Source organism: Vibrio sp. 10N.247.311.51, from assembly GCF_041467855.1.
In the GTDB taxonomy this organism is placed as follows: Bacteria; Pseudomonadota; Gammaproteobacteria; order Enterobacterales; family Vibrionaceae; genus Vibrio; species Vibrio coralliirubri.
In genome coordinates this window covers 78,336-101,122 of the sequence record NZ_JBFSVK010000014.1, presented here as the reverse complement: position 1 = coordinate 101,122, position 22,787 = coordinate 78,336, and the positions used below count along the sequence as shown (strand labels likewise).

The window sequence follows — 22,787 nt, the reverse complement described above, 5'->3', positions numbered from 1 at the left end:
CTATTAAGTTTTATTCGTTTCAATATCAAATGTTCGACGCTGCAAATTCAAGGTGCACGAACTAACGCCCTATAAACACAGGGTTCACTGGGATGAATAGTGAGTATCACGCTTAAATCATAGCAAAGTCGCTAAAACTAAAGAGTCGTCAGTGGATTCGAGGTTGCTTAAGAAGAGGAAGTAATTTCACAATTTGCTCAGTTTGTTATCGATAACTTGGTTGGATAATTTACAGGTGTAGTGTATCTGTTTAATCGCGCCAATTTGACAGGAAGATGTGATTAATAAGGTTTCAAATTTCGTTTCGTGGAATACGGAATAAACAAGAGCCTGCGCGATTACACAGGCTCAAACTTAGACTCGGCTATAAACTTCGGCTCTCGCTTGGAGCTGGGTTCAGCGACTACATGCGAGCAAGCTGTACTTTTCTGTCTTTATTCACCACGCAGAAGTTACCGCGCTTAGTACGACATTTAGAGCATCGTTCGCATTCAACTGGGCTTCGGTCACCCTCTTTCCAACGCTTCACTAAATGCGGTTCAGACAGCAGCGGTCTTGAAAGCGCGAAGTATTCAATGCCTGTGTTGTTTGCAATCGCTTCGATAGCATCAAAATCCGTTAGACCACCAACCGTGATCACTGGGATATTAACGTCTTGGCTGATCGCGTGACCATACTCATGGAAGTAGCCTTCAGCTTGAATGGTAAAACCATCGTGCGACTCGCCAATCATAGTGTCTGCTTTGCCATGAATATTACCTGATACGACAATGCCATCCACGCCCACTTGTTCAAGCTTTTTACAAACTAAGCGCGTTTCGTCGAAGGTGACGCCACCTTCAAAAAACTCCGAAGCTGTAAGCTTAACCAAGATAGGGAAATCATCACCCACCAGCTTGCGCGTCGCGGTATAGATCTCTAACAAGAATCTCATGCGGTTTTCTAAGCTACCGCCGTACTCATCTTCACGTTGGTTGTAATAAGGGCTTAAGAACTGGTTAATCAGATAAGTGTGAGCGGCATGGATTTCAACGCCATCAAAACCTGACTTCTGTGCTCTCAAAGACGCTTGAGCAAACGCATCAACAATGTAGTCGATCTCGTCTTTGGTCATCGCTTTGCCTAGTGTTTGAGTTCCTTTTTCTGGAACCTCACTTGGTGCGTAGATTACTCGTTCGCCAAGATCATGCGTGGTTTTCGTGCCACCATAAGCCAATTGCATCACGATTTTTGAGTCGTTGTCATGAACAAGTTGAGTCAGCTTTTGATACTCTTCAATGAATGAGTCGTTATACATCCCCATCATGCCCGCATTCGGCTTTTCTTCTTCAACAATGTTCGCGTAACCCGTTACGATCAGGCCGACTTCACCTTGAGCCAACTCTTCATAGATAGCGTAAAGTTTATCTGTCATATGCCCATCTTCGGTGGCCATATTTTCCCACGTTGCACTTCTCATGAAGCGGTTCTTTAGTGTCATCTTGCCAATGTGGGTTTCTGTAAACAAAGTGCTCAAATGTCTTCCTCTCAAAATCGTATTACGCGAGTTACCCATTAAGCATGGGCACTGATTCAGGCGGATACTACAGAGAATAAGACAGGGAAAACTTAATCTAGATTAAGAGAGCGGCACTCTCATATGGAAAAAGACAGAAAGAGACAGCAAAAGATGAGAAAAGAGAAATTAGAGGAAACAAAGGAAGTAAACAGAAGCCGCTTAATTTCACTAAACGGCTTCACAGATTTTTAGGCTTATCGCTTGAAGGCTTTACTAAAAATCAGACTTAACAGCGTTATCCATATTTAACCGTAGGATCAACACACTGATAGATCTGCCCAATGCTCGCTTCATTGGTTAACAAGGCTTCGATAAGGCGCGCCACTTCTTGTCTGTAAATCACACCATGAACTTCGACCTGTTGGGACAGCTCACCGTTGCCGGTCTCCTCGCCGTCTAACAAGCCACCCGGGCGTAAAATGGTGTAATCCAGAGAACTCGAGGTTAACCAAGCTTCAGCCAACGACTTTTCACGAACCGCTGCGCCAAACCCTTTTCTAGATCGCTCCGACAAATACTGCCAAGAGTCACCACAACCCAACGACGTTACCAGTACAAATCGAGCGATGCCATTGGCTTCAAGCACATCTGTTAGATGTCTGTGTCCAATGTAATCAACAGGAATGTCAGCTCTGAAGCTGCCCATGCTTGAAACAATGAGTGCTGATTTAGGTAACTGAGCGATCACAGATTCAACTTGTTCTTTATCGGTAGCATCACAGCGAAGTGTGGTGATACCAAGTTCAGCTAAACGCGTGTTCTTCTCTGGGTTTCTCGCAATCGCTATCACTTGATAATCTTGCTTGTGAAAATGCTCAACAATTGCAGCACCTAGCCCACTTCCTGCTCCCCATACAACGACCGTACTCATAAAAAACCTCATAATATTCATGTTGTAGTGATATTAACCAGACAATCTAAACCGTTCCTTTATCGAGATCAATAAATGAGAATAAGTCTCAATATTATTTTTGAGTTTTTGCTGGTTCTCACTAATCTACTCAAAAGCACGACCACGTATCATAATTAGACATTGGTTAATTGAATTGCCCCAACATGTCTACTAAAGTAATTTTAATACAATGACTTAGTCTCGGTGGTTATGAAAAAAGAACGCATTCAATATTCTTTCGACGTGTGGTTGTTTATTCCTGATGAAGACAAACTCATCATGAACGAAGAAGACGTGATTATCGATAATCGCTTGTCTAAGCTGCTCAACTTTTTCTGCCAAAATCCTAAGATCGTATTCTCACGAGATGAGCTGATTAATGAAGTCTGGAATGGCTCAATCTTGACGGATCAGGTGATCACACAAGCCATTTTTGAACTGCGCAAAATACTCAAAGTGGCTGAACGACACTCCATGGGACACATCATCACCGTGCCCAAACGCGGTTATAAATTGGATGTTGAAGTTCACAAAACCATCTTGGTGCCAGCTAGTGTCACCACAAATACCGTGTCCGTCGCAGATGTAGAACCGTCTCCTTCAATTCAGTCAGACGCACCAAATACGTCGCCAGTTTTGGATGAGGATAAAAAACAACAAGTCGAAGAATCTAAAGAGGATTCAGTCGATAACCTCTCAGAACAACCTGCTTCGCAAGAGTCAACTCAGCCTGTTGAATCAAAATCTAGCGATTCGAACCAAGGTGCTTCGAGCCACATCAATCCAAGCCATACCGATTCGAGTACAGTTCCGTCAATTCAACACTCACCCGTAAATAAAACTACTAACGACAAACAAGCGCCTATCGCAGCAAATCAACCTAAAAAAAGACCGTCGAGTGCAGTGATGCTCGGGGGCGCTTTAGTTATCGCACTTGGGCTAATTTGGTGGATGTTAAAGCCGACCAGCTCTACATCGAACGACTTGAATTTAAGTAGTTTAAATAACGCAGCTAATGAATCCTCCCAGTCACAGCCTGACTCAAACCAGTTAACGGAACAAAGTCGCTCTAACCAGACGGCAAGCAGTCAAAATGTAGATGCCCATAAAGCACACGAATCTGTTCACTACTTGTCTTTAGAACCTAGATATATCTACGTAAGTATCGATGACAACTTGAAGACAGATGCCTTTAAGCGTGGGATTATCCATAAATTAATGAGCTACTTGACCACCTATCGCGACTTTCGTGTCGTAGTCGATGAAACCTTGGTGCCGAATTCAGCCAATGTGATCAGTTTCAAGAGCGAAATTGATGGCGACAGAGAATACCTTGATATCACCTACTTCAACCGAATTTCTAACTTCAGACACCTAGGTCGAGATTACCTGATTGACCCAGCCTCACTCCACACGACCATGCGTTCAATGCTCGATGACCTATTGGACTCATTTAATTTGGATATTCAAAAATCGATACTGAAGCAGCAAATATCCGAGTTACCCAAACAAGAAGAAGCTTTAAAACTTACCCTTGAATCGCTCGGGCTCACCTTCATGACGTTAGACAGAACCGACACCTTATCTAAGATCGCCCAAGCCAATGAGCTAGAACCCGATAACCATTTTGTTATGTCGAGTCGCTACATGTATGAGCTTGCTGATATTTTTATATTGAGATCGAAACATAAGAATAAGCAGGTTGAAGCGCTCAACAAGAAATTTAAAAAACAGTTACTAAACGCTCAGAACAACGCCAACTCCTACCGAGTCTATGACGCGTTAGCAGCCTACTTCCTCACTGAAGATGATCCAGACCAAGCCGATTACTATCTGAGCTTGATACCGAGAAATGAGTACAGTGTGATGTCTATGATTATCTTGGCAAAAATAGAAGAGTCTCAAGGCAACCCTTCAATGGCGGAAGAGTACTACTATGAAGCGATATTGGAATCTGGTCACTCTGTAGTTTTGAAAGTCGCCCAAACCATGTTTTTCAAAAGTAACGTCACCGAGATTGAATCCAAATTGGGTATCAACCAATGATTAACAGCTCTGAGTTCTTAGCTATTAGCCGTTAGCAATTAAGACTGCAAACACACCGCTTACTCAGGCGGTGTGTTTTTTGGTTCTCACAGTAGTCGTTAATCGCTAAATCTTTGATAAAAAGCGATAACAGCTACAACGCATTGGTTAGCAGAATACCGACACCAATCCTTTCACTGTTGTAGTCATAATCAATCAAGCTCTCTCCATAGCCTTTGTAGTACTGGACATACCCTTGAAGCCGGCCATACAGAGGAAAGCTGAGTGATGTCTGTATTCCGCCATACCCGGTTTGAAAGTTATAACGGCCCAATGCTGAAACCTCGAAACCATCCCACTTGTAGGCGCCAGACAATTCGTAGTGACCGAGATAATCTTGAATATCAGGGTTGTCATCGCTACTGCTCGACTCAGGAATTCGGTACCAAGGCTGGAAGTAAATCGCAAAATCATCTTCGGTATACCCTAGCCCAACATAAGCGCGGTTCCAGCTACGACTAAGCTCTGCTGTTCGTCCGTTAGATTCATGCTCTAAACCCAAACGCGAGAACCAAACACCATCAGCCGACTCGATATTCAAAGGTGTTTCATAGAAGATCTCTGGGCGATAGTTGGTCTCTCTAAATGGTGCCGAAATATCGGATGAATACGCCTGCCAAAATGACTTCAAGGTAAAACCAAAATAGATTTTATCTGCTTGATTAAACACACCATCATCGACCACCGGAATTTTTAAACTTAATTGCAGTTTGATCTCTTCATCACTGAGGTCATCCGCTTTACCTCCGAATCGCTCATCCCCATATGGCTGTGTATTCACGTTGGTCATGTGAGTCACGGGCAAAATGTAGTTCAAGCGATAAGGCGTTATTACAAACGGGTTATCCTCGGTTGTGTACTCCATCTTCAATCGCGGGACTTTAGACTCAAGTGCACTTTCGCTGATTGAGTCTAAACCGTCTTCGCTGGTTTCCCCCGACAACTTATTCTCGGGTGTCTTGTTTGATATAACGGCTTCTTGGGATGCGCATTGCTGCTTTAACCACTCAATACTTTGTTGATTGGTCGCTTTGGCCAATGAAGACAAGATACATTGCTCATAGCTTGCTCGTTCATCAGCACCGCCAGTATTGGCATGCGCTGAAGCATTCACAGCGAGACCGATAGCCAGCAGAGCAAGCGTGTTTTTGTGTCTAGCTAGACTTTCACCAATCCCGATGCGTTTACTAGCGCTGTTCTGTTTACGAGCTTGCATCACACTACCCTTGTTTTTTATTGAGATAAGTCACTTCAAAAGCAAAGTCGACCGCTTGTTGGGTAATTTGCTCAAGGTTTTTGTCGAGCATATCTATGGTGATTTCTGATTTGTCGTTCTCAAGTACACCATTATCGTTAACAACGAAAATACGGCGACCAATGAGCTGAGATGAATCATGATCTTTCAGATCCACACTCGCCAATATGCGAATCGAACGGTCTCGAGTGCCCGCCGCATATTTAATGGCGCCGATAACAGAGCCCACAGGGATAAACTCAGTCACACGCATGTCTTCTGGAATATCATTGATGTCATAGAGCATCACGCTAATATCGAGCTCCTTATTCTCCAAAACTACATTCTTGTAACCCTGTAATTTAGTCGCCAGCTTCTCGTCCATTTTCTTGTGGAGCTGTGTTTTGAATTGAGACTGAACCTGCTTTGATACTCGCTTGTCAATCCCCGAACTTTTTATGCCAACGGTCGTAAATTCAAACTCATTGAAGTGAAGTGAATGGCTGTCTTTGGCTATCCATGACACCCCTTTCATGTCGTCATCAAACTGGCTATCAATGAAGTAGTGGTTTGAGTCGACGCTCTGGATTTCTTGTTTATTTGGCATGTTGCTTGAACAGCCAGCAGTGAATAAAACGATCAATGGGAATAGGTAATGTAGTTTCATGTGAACCTCTAATTTTCTAAATTTTGTGTGCACGAATCCCTAAGCGATAAGGCTCATAAATTGGGATTCGTGTTGATTAAGCTTCTATGTGTATTGGCCGACTAAAGTAACCAGCCAGATAACGGACTAAACTTCTTGCTCTTGCCCGCGGTGATCCGCCGCCAAGTAGGTGTATATCGTTGGTACAACGAACAGGGTGAATAATGTACCCACCGACATACCAACCGTGATGACCAAACCAATCGAGAAACGGCTTTGAGCACCGGCTCCGCTTGCAATCAAGAGCGGTACGACACCGACAACCATCGCAGCTGTGGTCATCAATACTGGTCTCATTCGAACAGTCGCTGAACGAATAGCGGCCTCGCGTCGGCTACATTTCAATTCCTGTTGCATTTGGTTTGCAAACTCCACAATCAAAATACCGTGTTTACTGATCAAGCCTATCAAGGTCACCAGCCCTACTTCGGTGTATATGTTGAGCGTATCAATGCCCAAATACAGCGGCATCAGAGCACCAAAGATAGACAATGGCACACTGGTTAATACCACTAGTGGGTCTCGCAAACTTTCAAATTGAGCTGCTAACACCAAGTAAATAATCACAAGCGCAAGGAAGAACGTCGTAACCAGTGAAGAGCCTTCTTGCAGGAACTGTCTCAACTGGCCTGAAGTATCCGTCCTATAAGACTTAGGCAATATCTTCGCTGCCCCTTCTTCCATCACTTTGTAAGCTTCACCGATGCTGATTCCCGGCATCATTTTCGCTTCAATCATGGCGCTATTAAGCTGTTGAAACTGATCCACTTTTGACGGCTGTACTGATTGGCTAATTTCAATCAATGACGCCAGCGGTACCATCTCATTGGTGTTAGAGCGGACGTGGTAGTTCTTCAAATCATCCCAAGAGTTACGGTTCTCATTAGGGACCTGAGTGATAACTTGGTAACTGCGCTGGTCCATCGAGAAGTAATTCACGAAGCCTTCACTGATAAATCGAGACAACACGGTACCGATGTCTTGTGCGTTCACGTTCATCTGAGCCGCTTTATCGCGGTCGATGCGAATCTCTACCTGTGGTTTATTAAAATTCAGGTCGTTTTGTACATAGATGAATTTACCACTCTTCTGTGCGTACTCTTTCAGTTGCTCAGCGTACTGATAAAGATCCTGATAAGAACCCGTTGGCGTTTTCAGAACCATCTGGAATGGCAAGCCTTGCGGTGTGCCTGGCAAGTCCGGTGGAGAGAAGGTATACACCTGCAAACCCGGTAATACAGAACTCTCTTTTTCGAAACGTTGCATTACTTCTTTTGCCGTTGCGTCACGCGAATCCCAATCTTTCAATACACCCAAACCAAAGAACGCATTGTTGTTCATGTAACCGTTATCTAGCATGGTCATTTCGACTTCATCGTTCTTGCTGATAGAGTCAATCAGAGCTGGAGTAAAGTGGCGAATATAATCGGTATTCGCTTGTGCTGGACCTTGTCCCATCACAATCATCACGCCCTGATCTTCTTCAGGTGCCAGTTCAGATGAAGTATTCATAAACATGAACACCAGACTGATCAGTAACGTTCCTACCACTGGCCAAATATAAACACGGTTGTTCAACACATGTTCGAGCACTTTACGATAGCGCTCTGTTACGCCTTCAATTACCGCATCGATTTTCTTAACCAGCTTTCCATCGAGAACCGATTTGTTAAGCAATTTTGAACACATCATCGGCGTTAGCGTTAAAGCGATGAAACCCGAAATTAATACTGAACCCGCCAAAGTGAATGCGAACTCAGTAAACAGCTTACCGGTGAGTCCTCCCATGAAACCAATAGGCGCATACACTGCGGCCAATGTAATGGTCATCGCAATAACCGAGCCTGCAATTTCACGTGCACTGTCTATTGCTGCCTTAATTGGGCTGGTGCCATCTTCTAAGTGACGAAATGTGTTTTCTACAACGACGATGGCATCATCAACCACCAGCGATATCGCTAATACCATGGCAAGCAGCGTCAACAGGTTAATACTGAAACCCATGCTCAACATGAAGAACATAGAGCCAATCAATGACAAAGGAATCGTTACAAGTGGTATCAACATCGCTCGCATTGAGCCCAAAAAGGCGAAGATAACGATGACAACGATCAGCGCAGCCTCCATTAAGGTTTTCGCTACTTCATCAATTGAGGTTTCGATAAACTTAGTTGAGTCATAGATTACGTCCGCTTTAATACCATCAGGTAGGCCTGCTTGGATCTGCGGAAGCAATTCGTAAATGCCTTCAACAACGGTTAACGGGTTCGACGTTGCCGTATTGCTGATCGCCGTTGATACGGTAGTCACACCATTGAACTCAACGTCTGAGTCATAGTTTGCTGCGCCTAATTCAACCGTCGCCACATCTTTCAAGTGCACCAGTTGCCCATCATGCGTTTTCAAAGACATGTTCTTGAAATCGTCTACTGAACTTGAATCGGTATGAGCGTTAATATCAACTTCGATATAAGGGTTTTGCAGCTTGCCCGCCGCACTCACAATGTTATTTGCACGAAGCGCGTTTTGAACATCTTCAGCCGTCAAACCATATGAAGCCAGTCGTTGAGGGTTCAGCCAGATTCGCATCGCAAAATCTTCTTGCCCCAACATGTCGACCTTTGACACCCCCTCAACAGTAGAGAAAGTCGGCTTAACCACACGGCTCACATAGTCCGAGACTTGCTCCGTCTTCAATGTGTCACTCGAAAATGAAACATATAAGATCGGAGACTGAGACGTCGACTTAAGAATACTCGGATCCAATACGCCCGATGGCAGCTTATATTTTACTTGCTGCACGAGAGACAAAATCTCAGTCAAAGCACTGTCCGATGGATATCCTAGCTTCAGATAAACCGTGATAACCGACTTACCCAGAGCACTATCCGATGTCATGTAATCAATGCCCGCTGTTTGAGCAATTTCTGCCTGCAGTGGCTGCGTCACATACCCTTGAACGCTGGATGCACTGGCACCTGGATAACTCGTTGTAATGGTAATAACGCCTGTTTCAATTTCTGGATATTGACGCACTTGCAGTGAGGTGAAGGCTTTAAGACCTAACACCAACAGTACAAGGCTTAATACCGTAGCCAAAACTGGACGTTTGATAAATACATCAGTAAATGTCATGGGAGTTTCCTAGTTACTTTGCTTTGTGCTTTTGTCAGTGATCAGCGGATGTTGGTTGTTAACCAGAACCCATCCACCGTTCTTAAGTTGGTGTTGGTTTGAAGTCACAACCACATCCCCTGCTTTCAAGCCAGAAACCACGCCAACATAACCACCTTGTTTAGGGCCGACTTCGACAGTGCGTTGCACAACCTTGTACTCATAGAATGGTGATGCATCTTTGCTTGTGTGTTCGCTGGCTTTTTTGGTCGACGTATCCAACACAAACACGGTGTTCCCGTATAAGGTGTAACTGATCGCAACAGAAGGCACCGCCACGATAGTGTCCGATTCCGATGTGATTAACGTAGCGTCGACATACATACCCGCTTCTAACGGCACAGCTTGGTTAGCCATGGCTCTCAATTCGATATTGTGCGTGTTGCTGTCTGAGCTCGGTTCAATGGCAGAAATAGTGCCGTGAAAGACTTCATCGTTGGTTGCTTCTGAATAAAACTGTAAATCCTGCCCTACCTTCACATCGTGTAAATAAAGCTCTGGAATAGAGAAATCGACATACTGCTTTGATTTGTCTTCCAGCTCGACAATCGCTGTGCTTGAATTAATAAAATCACCCACATCGATATTGCGAATCCCAACACTGCCAGAAAATGGCGCTTTCACTTTCATGTAGTCGATTTGCGTAGCAATATATTCGAGCTTTGCACCTTCAGCATTAAATTGAGCTTGTAGCTTATCAACCGAATTTTTTGAAACGCTGTTATTTCTAAGGAGCAATTTATTTCTCATCAATTCGACTCTTGCCAATTCAACTTTGGATTGCTGGCTCTTATAGTTGGACTTCAATAAAGCGTCATCCAATTTAACAAGAACATCACCCTTATTTACTTGCTGACCTGAAGTAAAGAGAATCTCTTTTACTTGGCCTGACATTTGGCTCGTCACATCAATAGATTGATTAGAGTGAATGTTACCAATGACTTTTAAACTTTTGTCCCAAGTATCTTGATTTACTTTTTCCGTTGTTACAGATATGGCTGGCATTTTAAAATTAGCGACCTTCTCTTTGATCATTTCACCTTTTACATAATGAAATCCAAATACAAAAGACAGTAATATAAAAAGAGCTGACCCGACGATAACGCCTTTATACTTACTCATGTGTTCACCTTGTTTTTTTAAGTCTGGTCATTCTATCCATCGACACCACCAATAAATAAAACTCATATAACATCCACTTCATCTTATATAAAATAAAAATCAAACAATAAAAATCAACAACTTAAACGCGAAACACCAATCCACACTCAATTTTTGTTTTATTGCTATTTTATTTGAAAATGATTTATCTATTTTCTCGATCGATATAATTCTCATCGTTCCTTAAACAATTAAACGAGTTAACTATGTCGAATCAAATTAATCACACTAAAGTCGCTATTAAAGAAAAGATGAAACGTATATATGGAGAAGATGTTGCCCATAAGCATAATAAAGACCATTTAGAATATAGAGAGCATCAACCCTCTCATTCTGGTCAACACGGTGGCGACCCAGAAGGTCACAAGCATTTAGTCAATCACCATTCTGATGGTCATCATAATAAGCATCACAAAAATAAAATGCATGACCACAAAAAATCGTCACGACTGCATCATAAAAAGTAGAAACCTGGGTTAATTCCAGATTATTAAAAATAAGCATTAGATCAATTCATCAACCAAATATGGATTAATGCTTAATCAAACGTTAAACCAAATTAAAAAATGAAATAGCGAGTCAGTGATGATTGCTATTTCATTCAAGGATTATTATGTCATTTATTATTGAACAACTTAGAGACTATCCGTTTATAGCGCTCTTTTTATCACTCGGTCTCGGTTACTTAATCGGTAAAATTAAAATCGGTAAGTTTGAATTAGGTGGAATCGCAGGTTCACTGCTTGTTGCTGTAGCACTTGGTCAGATCGGTGGTATCGCTATCTCTAACGAAGTAAAAAGTATCTTCTTTGCTTTATTTATTTTTATGGTGGGTTACAACGGCGGTCCTCAGTTTTTCTCGTCATTCCGCCTCTCTTCACTCACACGCTTATTCGCTTCGTTTGTGATGACGTTTGTAGGATTAATCACGGTTGTGTTGCTCTCTAAATGGGCAGGACTAGATAAAGGTTTAGCTGCGGGCCTAGCGGCAGGTGGCTTAACTCAATCGGCAATCATAGGTACTGCAGGTAATGCTATCGATCAGCTGAACCTAGCACCAGATGTTACCTCAACACTTAAAACAAATGTTGCTGTGGGTTATTCAATCACCTACATCTTCGGCTCTCTTGGTCCGATTCTAATGATGTCGCTCATTCCGATGGTAATGGGTTGGAACATCACTAAAGAAGCGAAAAAACTCGCTGAACAAATGGGCTCTGGAAGCAAACAGTTAAATGAAGGGGAATTCTCAGCATTAAGCCGAGTGTCATCACGTGCTTATCAAGTAGGCAGCAATTCAATATTTGTTGGCAAAAGCGTGGTTGAGATTGAAGAAGCGTTCAATGCAGACCTAACGATTGAAGCGATTCACCGAGGAAATGAAGACAAAGACACCAGCTTAGATCTGACCAAAAACCCAATCCTAGCAGCCAACGACAAAGTCTACCTTACAGGGTTAACTCAAGCATTCCCTAAAGTGACCTCGCTGGGTATTGAGATCGGTGAATTTAGCGAAGAAAACAATGTGGTTCACACACGACAAAAAATCGTACTGACCAACAAAAAACTCGCTGGCGTTACTCTGCGTAAACTGCGTGATGAAACCAATGCGAACGTACGTCGAGGCGTATACGTAACACAGGTTTCTCGTATGGGACACGACATCTCAACGCTACCAGAAACAGAACTTCACCTTGGTGATGAAGTCACTCTTGTCGGCCAAAAAGAAGACCTAGCCAAAGTAGCCAAAAAAGTCGGCTACAACAGCCCGCTTCCAAGCGTAACTGACTTCGTAACAATGTCTTTCGGCATGGTGCTTGGCTATCTGATTGGCGAGATTGGTTTCACCATCGGCGGTTCTCATATCGCTCTAGGTTCAGGTTTAGGTTGTTTGGTATCTGGCCTATTGGTTGGCTACTTAAGAATGCGCACACCACGCATGGGCAGCATTAACCACGGTGCCGCTAACTTCATGCAAACCTTTGGCCTTGCAGTATTTGTTGCGGTTGTTGGTATTAATGCAGGCGCTCCAGCGCTGACGGCAATCAAACAAAATGGCGTAACCCTGCTGCTGCTTGGTGTGTTGGTCACACTCATTCCTCAGATACTTACGTTCCTGTTCAACTACTACGTATTGAAAATCAAAAACCCGGTAGAAGCCTTAGCCGTTGTGGCGGGTAGCCGCAGTGCAAACCCTGCATTCGCATCGCTACTAGAAAAAACACAAAACAGCACACCAGTACCGAGTTTCACGATGACTTATGCGGTTGCCAATATCTTCCTCACCTTATGGGGTCCGATCATCATCAACCTAATCACCAAAATCTCGTAATCAACACCGAATCAGCCAATTGATGATTCAACTTATTAATTAATGACTTAACACAGTAGCTAGCCAAGCAGGCTAGCTGCTCAAAGAAATGACTCACTTGTCTATCCAACAAACTTGGATCTTAAACAAATTAAAAGAGAAACGACTATGAAACGCACAGATGAAAAACGCCTAGAAACACTAAGCCCATTCGAAGTAAAAAATACACTGATTGACCTTGCTCAGCATTCACATGAAAAGACTATGATCAACGCTGGTCGTGGTAATCCAAACTGGGTTGCGACAGCGCCTCGTGAAGCTTTCTTCCAACTCGGTATGTTTGCCCTTGAAGAGTCAAAAGCGACCTTCTCTGGTTACCAAGGCTTTGGCGGTATGGGCGAGAAAGAAAACATGAGTCTTCGCTTCCTACAGTTTTGTGAAAAATACGAAGACCAAGAAGGTGTGCAATTCCTCATTGAAGCCTTCCAGTTTATTACGGATCAATATCAGGTAGACGGTGATGCGCTTATTTATGAATGGGTTGAGGGGATTCTAGGTAACAACTACCCAGTGCCTGATCGCATGCTCAAATATTCGGAACTCATTGCTCGTAAATACATTGAGCAAGAAATGGCGGGCTCGCAGCCATTACCTACAGGAAAGTTTGACTTGTTCGCCGTTGAGGGTGGCACGGCGGCAATGGTTTACATCTTTAACACGCTAAAGAGCAACCGACTATTAAACCCTGGTGACACCATCGCGATTGGTGCGCCGATTTTCACTCCGTACATTGAAATGCCAGAGCTAGAAGATTACGCGCTCAACAAAGTAGAAATCATGGCTGATGAAGCGTCTGCGTGGCAAATCCCAGACTCTGAATTAGAAAAACTGAACGATCCAAGTGTTAAAGCTTTCTTCCTCGTTAACCCAAGCAACCCTGCTTCGGTTCGATTAAGCGATGAGACACTCTATAAGATTGCAGAGGTTGCTAACCGCCGCCCTGACCTCATCCTTCTTACAGATGATGTTTATGGCACTTTCGCTGATAACTTCACATCACTAGCGATGCTGGCTCCGAAGAACACGATTCTAGTGTATTCGTACTCTAAGTACTTTGGTGCAACAGGCTGGCGTTTAGGCGTGATTGGCGTACACGAAGACAATAATTTCGACCGCATGATTCGAGATCTTCCAGAAGACACTCGAAGCACGTTATCTCAGCGATACCAAGGCATTGCACTTGAGCCGAGTAAGATTAAGTTCATTGACCGTTTAGTGGCAGACAGCCGTGCAGTAGCACTGAACCATACCGCCGGTCTTTCAACACCTCAGCAGATTCAAATGACAATGTTCTCGCTGCTGTCTTTGATGAAGGATGGCGAAGAGTACAAACGACTCGCGAAACAAATTGTGCGTCGTCGCTACCACACTCTAATGCAGAAGAACTTAGCCGCGCCAATCGTTGCTGAAGGCGATCAAACCGGTGCGTTCTATTACGTGGAGATTGATCTGAAAGAAATTGCTCAAACGATTCACAGCAACGACTTCTTCGCATGGTTAGAAGAAACGTATGAGCCGCTGGATTTCTTGGTTCGCCTTGCAGAAGAACATGGCGTGATTGTAATGCCGGGTGCGGGTTTTGATGCGCCAAAGTGGTCTCTGCGTGTGTCTCTCGCGAACCTAGAAGAAGCACAATACGCCAATATTACGAAAGCGATGAACGAGGTAATGCAAAGCTATGTTGAACGTTACGAAACGGCTTGCTAGCACGGCTTCAACACTAGAAAGCTCATAGAAAAGCGATAAGTTCTGAGTGTAGATTCACTAAATTGGTGACCCTACACTCAGTTCTTTTTATCTAAGACGATCTATGAGAATAACTATTTGAATTCATAGGTATAAGAAGCGCCAACACTGTTATTCTCACCGAAGTCATCCTCAGCAAAGATAGTGAAGAAGTTAAAGGATTGAGCATCACTCAACTTGTAGCTCGCACCGACGCCAGCCCAGTACCCTGAATAATCATCAGAGCCCATTGAACCACCACCGAAGCCCATGATAGACCATTCATCCGTAATCGTTTTTAAGCCAAACGCACCAATATAACCACCATGTGTTGCACTCGGCATCAATACATAGTCAGAGCCAACATTATCATCATCGAAAACCGCTACTTCGCCGTCATTATAGCTGTAACCAGCCATAGGGAAGATTTGCCAACCGAACGGTTCAATATCGAAATAGCTCAGTGGTATAAATGTGCCAATACTGTAGTTGTTCTTATAAGCATCGTTATCATACTCAGAGCGGCTAAAGTTGAAGTTCACGATACCCATAGGCAACAGCCATGAACCGCCTACTCGCCACTCTTCGCCGTCTGCATTGACTCGAGCATTAATCATTCGCGCTTCATCAAGCCCAATAGACCCAGAGAACTGCAAATCTTCGTTATAAGCAACGCCAGCTTTAGTCACGATTTTAGTCGGATCATCAGGGTGCTTCTCTTCAGCAAAAGCACCCATCGAACCAAGCATTGCCACAGCAACAAGTAATAGATTACGTAATGTCATTAGAAGGTCGCGCTAACGCCAACAAAGTGGATACGACCATCGAACGAACCGTTTAGCAAATTGATATCGCTACCAGCAAGATTACGGTCCATATCAACAGAACCTAAATCTGCGTATTCGTAGAACACGTCGATTAAGATATCATCCCAATACGTTGAAGCACCTATCGAGTAGCGGTACTGCTCACCGACTGGAAGGTCAACCCACTGCATTGAAGGATCATCTTGTGGCGAGGTCTCATAAGAGAAGCCGGCTTTTAAACGCCAGTCTGAGTTAAGTTGATAATCAGCACCAACCGCAAATTTCCAAACATCATCCCAGTCGCGCTCAATCGGAACACCATTAATTGGACTTCCTGCTATTCCAAAATCAAGAACGGTTGTATCCCATTCACTCCAACGGTGGAACTGAACGCTCGCAAGTAGATCAAGTTGAGAGTTCAAAGCATAGCTCGCACTGACATCGATGATTTCAGGTAGAGCAATATCAGTTGATAATGAATTCAATACGCCTTGGTTAATAACGCCATTTACATCATTGTTAAACTCATGCTCTAGCTTAGAACGGTAACTTGCGCCCAGCTTAAGTTTATCTGTCGGTGTGTACATTACACCAAGGTTATAACCGTATGCCCAGTCAGTATCTTGCTTGGCAGTAAGCATTGACGTTGTTTGTTGGAATGCAGCCCAACTCAATTGAATACCTGCACCAACCGACCATTGGTCATTAAGTTGGTAGCTCAATGAGGGGTTCACTTGCATTGCAGTGAGAGTGATATCTTCTAGAAGTGCAGCACCCGCCCAATCACTGCCGTAATCAAGGCTAGAACCACCAACAGCACCAAGCGCAATACCAAGGTGTAGTTTGTCTGTGACTTGATGTGCGTGAAAGGCACCAAATGAAGGCATTATGGAATGAGCTTTACCGTTGTCACTTGAATCTAAGTTATCTTGATATTGCATCTCAAGATCAAACGCCATAGTGTTAATGGTCGTTTTGCTTTCGCCCATGTGAGACATAGTGGCAGGGTTAGTCCACATCGCCGCGGCAGATCGAGTGTAAACACCGTCACCAGCGCCAGTAGTACCGGCATTAGCAACGACAGCTTCTTGCAAAAACAGGCCACTTGCGAATGCATTTAAGCTAGTAAAAATTGCAGTGGCAGCTAGAGAGTAAGTAAAAGTTTTGTTCATCAGAGCGCTCATTTAGCCTTAGACATTAAATTGCTCTAAGGTTACCGCAAAGCCCTATAAACAAAGGGAATATCCATTATTACTGTACAAACGCTATTTAAACTTTCTGGCAACGTAAGGGCGTGGTTTGTCTCGATGAATTTCACGTTGAGCAGCAATCGCCCTGTTCTTACCTAACCCAACCTTTATCTGATACCAAGTCTCGTAGAACACAGCCATGCCCGGGCTTGACCACCAGGTCTTGTTGTAGAGTTTCTTGTTAGCAGCGACGACATCTGGCGACCGATTCGCACACTCAAGTGCCAACGCATAGGCTTCAGCGTAAGGATCTTCGGCAATCTTGGTCACCAACCCATATTCTTTAGCGGTTTCACAGTCGATCACTTTGGCCGTCATCGCCATTTCAAGGGTGTGATCTTTACGCATCAGCTCTCTAAAAGCGATAGTGCCTCCCATGTCTGGAATCAGACCCCACTTTGCTTCCAATATTGAGAAGTTCGCATCCGGGCTAGCAATTCTAAAATCACCCCCACAGACCAATTGCAGACCGCCTCCCCAACAACGACCATGAATCGCAAAAATGACTGGGCATGGAATATCTCGCCAACCCAATGAAAAGCGTTGTGCAGCGTTAGGCAATGTCGGTAGCCATTTAAACAAGAGCTTCATCGCCCCAGATTTACTGGTCAAAAGAGACTTAACATCGAGCCCTGAACAAAAATCAGATCCCTCGCCCTTCACTATTACAGCACGAATCTCAGTGTTCTTTTTCAGCTGAGTCACCATATTATTCACGCCTTGGAACATTGCCATATCAATAGCATTGAGCTTATCGGGTCGATTCAACACAACCGTCGCAATTTGGTTTTCATCGATAGAACAAGTAATACGATCGAGGTTTGGCATGGTGGCTACCTTATCAGTGGTCAGACCTTTAGGTTATACATTTTATTAACATATGCCAAACTTGCACATTAAGAAGCGAGACCTGTGTTGCTTAACGATTCTCCCTTACTTAAACGACATCAACAAAAAAGCAGTGATGGATCGCTCCATTCACTGCTTTTCATTCGTAGCCTTTTTGCCAATAGCTTTGATTAGAAATGGCTTTAGGTCATTAGCAGAAGCTATGTTGTTCGAGATTTCAGTAACAAGAAAATGAAATAACTGCCACCAATAATGGAAACTAACGTCCCTGCTGCAAGCTGCGCTGGGAACACCACCACTTGCCCTAACCAGTCTGCAAATAGCATGTATTCTGGCAACTTAAACCAAAGCGCTGAACATTAAAAAGGCCATTGAAATCGCAAAACTTCAATGGCCTTTTTGTTTTCCACTAGCTGGGCAGCTAGCTAATTAACTAAACAACTAACTAAGCTGGGACTCTCTCGCTTCTTGGCTACTGAAACCACGCAAAATGTTAAACAGGGTAATCAATGTGAACAGCATGATGACGAGCGATAAATGCCACGCTTCCCCTAACCCTAACTGAACCAGTCCCATACTCACCATTGAAGAGACCACCATCTGCCCGCCCCCAGACATCGCAGCAGCCGCGCCGGCGTTCTTCTTATAAGGCAACATCACTAACGCCTGAGCACAAGGTAACGCAATACCATTACCAAGAATCATCAAAAACTGGCCAAGCATCAGATACAAAGGCTCGAGTGGACAGAAGAACAGCCACAAAGCCGCAGCAACGTGTAACACAGGAGTACATAACAGAGTTTTCTTGTTACCCAGCATAGGGCGAATGCGGTTACATAAGCTTGTTCCGCCAAGCATGCCTAATGCAGGTATCACCGCCCACATCGCGTATTCATCTGACGTCATACCAATCTGGTTCTGCATGATAAACGGCATCACTGATACGGTGGTGATCATCAAGCTAAAGTTAAGCCAACCGATACTCGCAAAGCTCACAAAATAACGAGAAGTAAGTAACTCTTTATATTGAGAAACCATTTTCTTCGGCGAAGGGATCGCCGAAACCTGAGTCACGGTTTCCTTAAATTTGAACGCCAATACCACCCAAGCCAAAGAGACATAGCCAACTAGTGAGATGAACACCATGCTCCAACCGAAGTGGAAGTTAATGAATCCACCGATAACCGGCGCAATCAAAGGTGTAATCGATGCAACCATAGCAATGTAAGACATCGCGAGCGGTAAATCTGCCCCACTGAATCTGTCTCGCGTGGAAGCACGAGCAAGTACCGCGCAACAACCGGTTCCTAAGCCTTGCAGGAATCGCCCCATCACCATGCTAGTAAACGAGTGACTGAAGAAGATGATCATCAAGAGGCCCAGCATCGCAATCAACAAACCGCTTAGCAGTACCTTCTTACGCCCAAGAGCATCGGAAATAGGGCCATAAATAAACTGGGAAGGGCCAAAGCCTAATAAATACACACTCACCAAAAGCTGAGCTTGCTCTAGCGAGACATTAAAATCTTTTGCGATCCAAGGTAAAGAAGGAAACACCAAGCCCATACTGAGCTGACCGATACTGATGACCAAACACGCAAGTAAGATCGATTTAAAATCAAATCCACGACTCATCGTTTAATACGTCCGTTCGAAGAAAAATCGTGCGTATCTAACTCACAACATAAAAACTGAGAAAATAGCGAAAATGCTGCTGGCGAGTTGTTCATAATGCTCCGACGGGATCAAATAGAGAAAGGCACAGTAAACATACGTGAGCTTGTATAATCATACAATAGTCGTTCAACTAAATATGTGAATAGTCACTTTTCAGCAACCTCGGCTTTTCGCCTATCGGCCACAAGCGCTAGACTAACACTAGATGCTCATAATCAAGGGACTTCAATGAACACTCATCACCGTATTTTTTCATGTGCTTTGGCGCTACTTGCCTCTGGTCCTATAACGTCAGCCTTTGCGTGGCAGGCAGAGAAGATCACCGACGGACTCGTGATCCCTTGGGGGCTCGCTTATGTCAACGATAAGTCCATGCTAGTCACAGAAAAATCAGGCGTTATTAAACATGTCGATTTAAAAACAGGCGATCAAAAAACACTGTTCAGGCTGCCCAATGTATGGGCGAAAGGCCAAGGTGGATTATTAGATATCGCACTCTCCCCTTTTGAAAACGGAAAGTTCTACGTCACTTACAGTAAAGACGTCGATGGTGAAGGTGTAACAACACTGGCTTCTGCTAATTACAACAATAATGAAGTCACCAATTGGACAGATGTGTTTGTATCTAAATCCAGAACGGACACCGGACGTCACTTTGGTAGCCGTATCACCTTTGATGATAGCCACCTGTATTTTTCAATCGGCGACCGCGGTGATCGAGACAACGGCCAAGACACCATGACTCACGCCGGGTCAATATTACGATTGAATGCTGATGGAAGCACACCAAGCGATAACCCATTCACGGATAACAACAAAGTGCTCAATGAAATTTGGAGCTTTGGCCATCGCAATCCACAAGGTCTGTATTACGATTTCCCGACTCAAAAGCTTTGGTCGATTGAACACGGTCCTCGCGGTGGTGATGAAATTAACCTAATAAAAGCAGGTGCCAACTATGGGTGGCCAGTCACCTCACACGGAAAAGAGTATTGGGGCCCTATCAGCGTTGGCGAATCGGAAACCAAAGATGGTATTGAAGCGCCTAAAAAAGTCTATGTTCCTTCAATCGCTCCGGGCAGTTTGATTGTTTACCAAGGAGACAAATACACAGAGCTGAAAGGCAAACTGCTGGCTGGCGCACTAAAACTTACTCACATCAATATTGTGACAGTCAATGAACAAGGTGAGGCAATCGAGGAAGAACGCATTTTAGAGGACTTGGGCGAAAGGATAAGAGACATCGAAACTTCACCAAACGGAGACATCTTCTTCAGCACTGATAATGGCAACTTGTACCGATTGAAAAAGTAGCCGAGACCTCGTTCAAGTAAAGGCATTTACCTTACAACGACATTTATAAATATAAGCCGTTAAAAGTGGGCTCAACGCCCAGTTAGCGGCTTTAAATTTGCAAAAATGAATGCGCTAAAACAGTGCATTTACTCCAAATTCGTCATCAATTTCGACCACCTTTTTCACAAAAACTACAACAAATCACCATACAACTGTAACTCCATGATATTTAAGGAATGCAAAGTTTGACTACCCCCAAGTTTCTGCAACCTTTCCCTATGTATTCGATTGACTATCCCCTGATTTGATTTAGACTCGTTCCCGGCTAGAAAGAAAGTTCTTTGTATATAAACATTTCGTTGGATTACTAGTAACCCCGTTGTGTTGTACGCAATAGCAATAAACTTTTCCGCGCTATCAGTGCCACAATTGGCTCAAAATAAAAATTTAATTTTAGGATATCATCATGTCTAACACAGTTACTGGTACAGTAAAATGGTTCAACGAAACTAAAGGCTTCGGCTTCATTCAACAAGAAAACGGTCCAGACGTATTCGCACACTTCTCTGCTATCACTGGCGACGGTTTCAAAACTCTTGCTGAAGGCCAAAAAGTTGAGTTCGTAGTATCTCAAGGTCAAAAAGGCCCACAAGCTGACAGCATCAAAGTACTTTAATTTAGTATTTTAAAGCTTTCTAAAAATAGCCAGCCTCTGCTGGCTATTTTTTTACCCGCTATTCAGAGATTTAAGGTAATATTCCCCTTCACTATTTCTACCTAAGACACCCTCTCAATGGCTCTTAAACCGACAATCTACAAGTTTCGTATCTCTTTAACCGATATGAATCGCGACTATTACGACTCTTTTAATCTAACGGTTGCACAACACCCTTCTGAAACAGAACAGCGAATGATGGCTCGAATCATGGCTTTCTGTATCAATGCATCTCCTGAACTTGAGTTCACTAAAGGGTTGTCTAGCATTGAAGAACCCGATTTATGGCAGAAGTCGTTAGATGATCAAATCCTAGAATGGGTTGATGTGGGCGAACCTGATCCAGAGCGTGTTAAGAAGGCAACTCGCCTATCTAAATCAGTGCGTGTATTCAGCTTCAACACTAAATCAAACGTTTGGTGGGAGCAGAACAAAGGGAAATTCGGTTACCTAAAAGCTCAGATCGTTCGTCTAGACAACGATGGTATTGAGCAGCTAGCAGCGATGACACAACGCACGATGGATCTTTCAGTCATGCTGACGGGTAACTCTGCTTTCATTAACAGCGATACTCAATCGGCAGAAGTAACGTGGGAAGAGCTACAGAGTAATGACTGAGCGTCCAACCCCGAATAATTCACAAACAGCAGCTAGCCAGCTAGAAGAATCCAAGCAACAAGCCGACGCGCAGCAAGAAATCAAAGCCAAACAACAAGCTAGAGCCAAGCTTCACCAGTGTTTAAAAGAAGCAGGTTTAGATTCAGTAAAAGCGCTCTCGACAGGCTACGAGAAAGAGCTGTCGTCATTTATTGATGAAAACCACGCTTTGTTTAAACACGCTTGTGAGAACAAGCCAGACAACTCTGCACGTCAGACGTTGCTTGGTCTGCTAACCAAGGTACATATCGATGCAAGCTATCACTTTGAAAGTAATAAAGAAGCGAATGAGGCGATGCAAAATGTATTCGATAATACAGTGGGATCTGAGCACAGCGACAAGTTTCAAAACTCTAACGCTCAACAGTTAAAACTAGTCACGCACTTGTGGTTGTTCATTCAAGGACGACTAGGCATGGATTACAGCCTAGCCAATGATCATGCTGCTGTAGCCGCTACGCTACTGTCTCGTATATCGAGAAGCAGTGATGATGAGATTCGCGTAGAGTTCATGGCGAGTTTTTATGATGGTTTGAACATCTATCAAGCTGAGAACAAGCCATCCGGTATTGTTCACCACTTAAAGCGTCTGTTTAACCTTTCTTAAGCACTCCACCAGCGATCGACTCTA

General features: G+C 43.8%; 18 protein-coding genes and 1 pseudogene. 8 read left to right on the top strand and 11 right to left on the bottom strand.

The features are described from left to right. Positions 1-403 precede the first annotated feature (403 nt). Together AB6E85_RS14235 and AB6E85_RS14230 are read right to left on the bottom strand one after the other, a co-directional pair. Entirely contained in the window at positions 404-1,516 is a 1,113-nt protein-coding gene (locus AB6E85_RS14235; protein ID WP_050633018.1) for an NADH:flavin oxidoreductase, read from the bottom strand. A gap of 277 nt (positions 1,517-1,793) precedes the next feature. Next, positions 1,794-2,429: an SDR family oxidoreductase gene (locus AB6E85_RS14230; RefSeq protein WP_372143079.1), complete on the bottom strand. Its 636-nt coding sequence runs from the start codon at positions 2,427-2,429 to the stop codon at positions 1,794-1,796. 231 nt (positions 2,430-2,660) lie between these two features. Here AB6E85_RS14230 and AB6E85_RS14225 point away from each other — a divergent pair, with 231 nt between their 5' ends. Then, positions 2,661-4,496, top strand: a complete 1,836-nt coding sequence (locus AB6E85_RS14225; protein WP_372143078.1) for a winged helix-turn-helix domain-containing protein — start codon at positions 2,661-2,663, stop codon at positions 4,494-4,496. Positions 4,497-4,629: 133 nt separating this feature from the next. Here AB6E85_RS14225 and AB6E85_RS14220 read toward each other — a convergent pair whose 3' ends face one another. The 4 genes from AB6E85_RS14220 to AB6E85_RS14205 form a co-directional block, all read right to left on the bottom strand. Next, positions 4,630-5,751, bottom strand: coding sequence for a phospholipase A (locus tag AB6E85_RS14220; RefSeq protein ID WP_372143077.1), 1,122 nt, complete (start codon positions 5,749-5,751; stop codon positions 4,630-4,632). A 4-nt stretch (positions 5,752-5,755) separates the two neighbouring features. Beyond that, the gene (locus AB6E85_RS14215; RefSeq protein ID WP_372143076.1) at positions 5,756-6,436 is read right to left on the bottom strand and encodes a DUF3313 family protein; all 681 of its coding nucleotides are present in this window, start codon (positions 6,434-6,436) and stop codon (positions 5,756-5,758) included. 126 nt (positions 6,437-6,562) lie between these two features. Next, positions 6,563-9,610, bottom strand: a complete 3,048-nt coding sequence (locus AB6E85_RS14210; protein WP_372143075.1) for an efflux RND transporter permease subunit — start codon at positions 9,608-9,610, stop codon at positions 6,563-6,565. 9 nt (positions 9,611-9,619) lie between these two features. Further along, positions 9,620-10,771 carry an efflux RND transporter periplasmic adaptor subunit gene (locus tag AB6E85_RS14205; protein ID WP_372143074.1) on the bottom strand — a complete coding sequence of 384 codons (1,152 nt, stop codon included), beginning with the start codon at positions 10,769-10,771 and terminating at the stop codon, positions 9,620-9,622. A 245-nt stretch (positions 10,772-11,016) separates the two neighbouring features. On the opposite strand from AB6E85_RS14205, the gene AB6E85_RS14200 reads away from it, so the two are divergent. The 3 genes from AB6E85_RS14200 (at position 11,017) to AB6E85_RS14190 (ending at position 14,888) form a co-directional block, all read left to right on the top strand. After that, a complete protein-coding gene (locus AB6E85_RS14200) occupies positions 11,017-11,277 on the top strand; it encodes a hypothetical protein (RefSeq protein WP_048615401.1) in 261 nt (86 codons plus the stop codon). Between the two features lie 146 nt (positions 11,278-11,423). Continuing rightward, positions 11,424-13,142, top strand: coding sequence for an aspartate-alanine antiporter (gene aspT / locus AB6E85_RS14195; protein ID WP_372143073.1), 1,719 nt, complete (start codon positions 11,424-11,426; stop codon positions 13,140-13,142). Between the two features lie 147 nt (positions 13,143-13,289). Further along, on the top strand, positions 13,290-14,888 hold the full coding sequence (locus tag AB6E85_RS14190; RefSeq protein ID WP_372143072.1) for a bifunctional aspartate transaminase/aspartate 4-decarboxylase: 1,599 nt from the start codon (positions 13,290-13,292) through the stop codon (positions 14,886-14,888). 113 nt (positions 14,889-15,001) lie between these two features. Here the strand turns inward: AB6E85_RS14190 and AB6E85_RS14185 are convergent, their stop codons facing one another. The 5 genes and pseudogenes from AB6E85_RS14185 to AB6E85_RS14165 all read right to left on the bottom strand — a co-directional run bounded on the left by AB6E85_RS14185 (position 15,002) and on the right by AB6E85_RS14165 (position 19,446). After that, a complete protein-coding gene (locus AB6E85_RS14185) occupies positions 15,002-15,691 on the bottom strand; it encodes a hypothetical protein (protein ID WP_372143071.1) in 690 nt (229 codons plus the stop codon). After that, positions 15,691-16,884, bottom strand: a complete 1,194-nt coding sequence (locus AB6E85_RS14180) for an OmpP1/FadL family transporter (RefSeq protein ID WP_372143070.1) — start codon at positions 16,882-16,884, stop codon at positions 15,691-15,693. Before AB6E85_RS14180 ends, AB6E85_RS14185 begins: the two co-directional genes overlap by 1 nt. Before the next feature lie 93 nt (positions 16,885-16,977). Further along, a complete protein-coding gene (locus AB6E85_RS14175; RefSeq protein ID WP_372143069.1) occupies positions 16,978-17,790 on the bottom strand; it encodes a crotonase/enoyl-CoA hydratase family protein in 813 nt (270 codons plus the stop codon). Positions 17,791-18,011: 221 nt separating this feature from the next. Continuing rightward, positions 18,012-18,137, bottom strand: a pseudogene (locus tag AB6E85_RS14170) (iron chelate uptake ABC transporter family permease subunit); the annotation flags it as partial. A gap of 115 nt (positions 18,138-18,252) precedes the next feature. Next, on the bottom strand, positions 18,253-19,446 hold the full coding sequence (locus tag AB6E85_RS14165) for a multidrug effflux MFS transporter (protein ID WP_372143068.1): 1,194 nt from the start codon (positions 19,444-19,446) through the stop codon (positions 18,253-18,255). A 270-nt stretch (positions 19,447-19,716) separates the two neighbouring features. Here AB6E85_RS14165 and AB6E85_RS14160 point away from each other — a divergent pair, with 270 nt between their 5' ends. The 4 genes from AB6E85_RS14160 (at position 19,717) to AB6E85_RS14145 (ending at position 22,763) form a co-directional block, all read left to right on the top strand. Next, a complete protein-coding gene (locus AB6E85_RS14160; protein ID WP_372143067.1) occupies positions 19,717-20,802 on the top strand; it encodes a PQQ-dependent sugar dehydrogenase in 1,086 nt (361 codons plus the stop codon). Between the two features lie 448 nt (positions 20,803-21,250). Further along, complete coding sequence (locus tag AB6E85_RS14155) at positions 21,251-21,460, top strand: cold-shock protein (protein WP_010430417.1); 210 nt, start codon at positions 21,251-21,253, stop codon at positions 21,458-21,460. Positions 21,461-21,577: 117 nt separating this feature from the next. Further along, positions 21,578-22,117 carry a YaeQ family protein gene (locus AB6E85_RS14150; RefSeq protein ID WP_017061727.1) on the top strand — a complete coding sequence of 180 codons (540 nt, stop codon included), beginning with the start codon at positions 21,578-21,580 and terminating at the stop codon, positions 22,115-22,117. After that, positions 22,110-22,763 (top strand): hypothetical protein, encoded by a 654-nt coding sequence (locus AB6E85_RS14145; protein WP_372143066.1) that lies wholly within the window; start codon positions 22,110-22,112, stop codon positions 22,761-22,763. Before AB6E85_RS14150 ends, AB6E85_RS14145 begins: the two co-directional genes overlap by 8 nt. Positions 22,764-22,787: the final 24 nt, after the last annotated feature.

Bases quoted from the DNA above. Each gene is read 5' to 3' on its own strand.
- AB6E85_RS14230 (WP_372143079.1), bottom strand. From the start codon at position 2,429: ATGAGTACGGTCGTTGTATGGGGAGCAGGAAGTGGGCTAGGTGCTGCA.
- AB6E85_RS14225 (WP_372143078.1), top strand. From the start codon at position 2,661: ATGAAAAAAGAACGCATTCAATATTCTTTCGACGTGTGGTTGTTTATT.
- AB6E85_RS14220 (WP_372143077.1), bottom strand. From the start codon at position 5,751: ATGCAAGCTCGTAAACAGAACAGCGCTAGTAAACGCATCGGGATTGGT.
- AB6E85_RS14215 (WP_372143076.1), bottom strand. From the start codon at position 6,436: ATGAAACTACATTACCTATTCCCATTGATCGTTTTATTCACTGCTGGC.
- AB6E85_RS14210 (WP_372143075.1), bottom strand. From the start codon at position 9,610: ATGACATTTACTGATGTATTTATCAAACGTCCAGTTTTGGCTACGGTA.
- AB6E85_RS14205 (WP_372143074.1), bottom strand. From the start codon at position 10,771: ATGAGTAAGTATAAAGGCGTTATCGTCGGGTCAGCTCTTTTTATATTA.
- AB6E85_RS14200 (WP_048615401.1), top strand. From the start codon at position 11,017: ATGTCGAATCAAATTAATCACACTAAAGTCGCTATTAAAGAAAAGATG.
- aspT (WP_372143073.1), top strand. From the start codon at position 11,424: ATGTCATTTATTATTGAACAACTTAGAGACTATCCGTTTATAGCGCTC.
- AB6E85_RS14190 (WP_372143072.1), top strand. From the start codon at position 13,290: ATGAAACGCACAGATGAAAAACGCCTAGAAACACTAAGCCCATTCGAA.
- AB6E85_RS14185 (WP_372143071.1), bottom strand. From the start codon at position 15,691: ATGACATTACGTAATCTATTACTTGTTGCTGTGGCAATGCTTGGTTCG.
- AB6E85_RS14180 (WP_372143070.1), bottom strand. From the start codon at position 16,884: ATGAACAAAACTTTTACTTACTCTCTAGCTGCCACTGCAATTTTTACT.
- AB6E85_RS14175 (WP_372143069.1), bottom strand. From the start codon at position 17,790: ATGCCAAACCTCGATCGTATTACTTGTTCTATCGATGAAAACCAAATT.
- AB6E85_RS14165 (WP_372143068.1), bottom strand. From the start codon at position 19,446: ATGAGTCGTGGATTTGATTTTAAATCGATCTTACTTGCGTGTTTGGTC.
- AB6E85_RS14160 (WP_372143067.1), top strand. From the start codon at position 19,717: ATGAACACTCATCACCGTATTTTTTCATGTGCTTTGGCGCTACTTGCC.
- AB6E85_RS14155 (WP_010430417.1), top strand. From the start codon at position 21,251: ATGTCTAACACAGTTACTGGTACAGTAAAATGGTTCAACGAAACTAAA.
- AB6E85_RS14150 (WP_017061727.1), top strand. From the start codon at position 21,578: ATGGCTCTTAAACCGACAATCTACAAGTTTCGTATCTCTTTAACCGAT.
- AB6E85_RS14145 (WP_372143066.1), top strand. From the start codon at position 22,110: ATGACTGAGCGTCCAACCCCGAATAATTCACAAACAGCAGCTAGCCAG.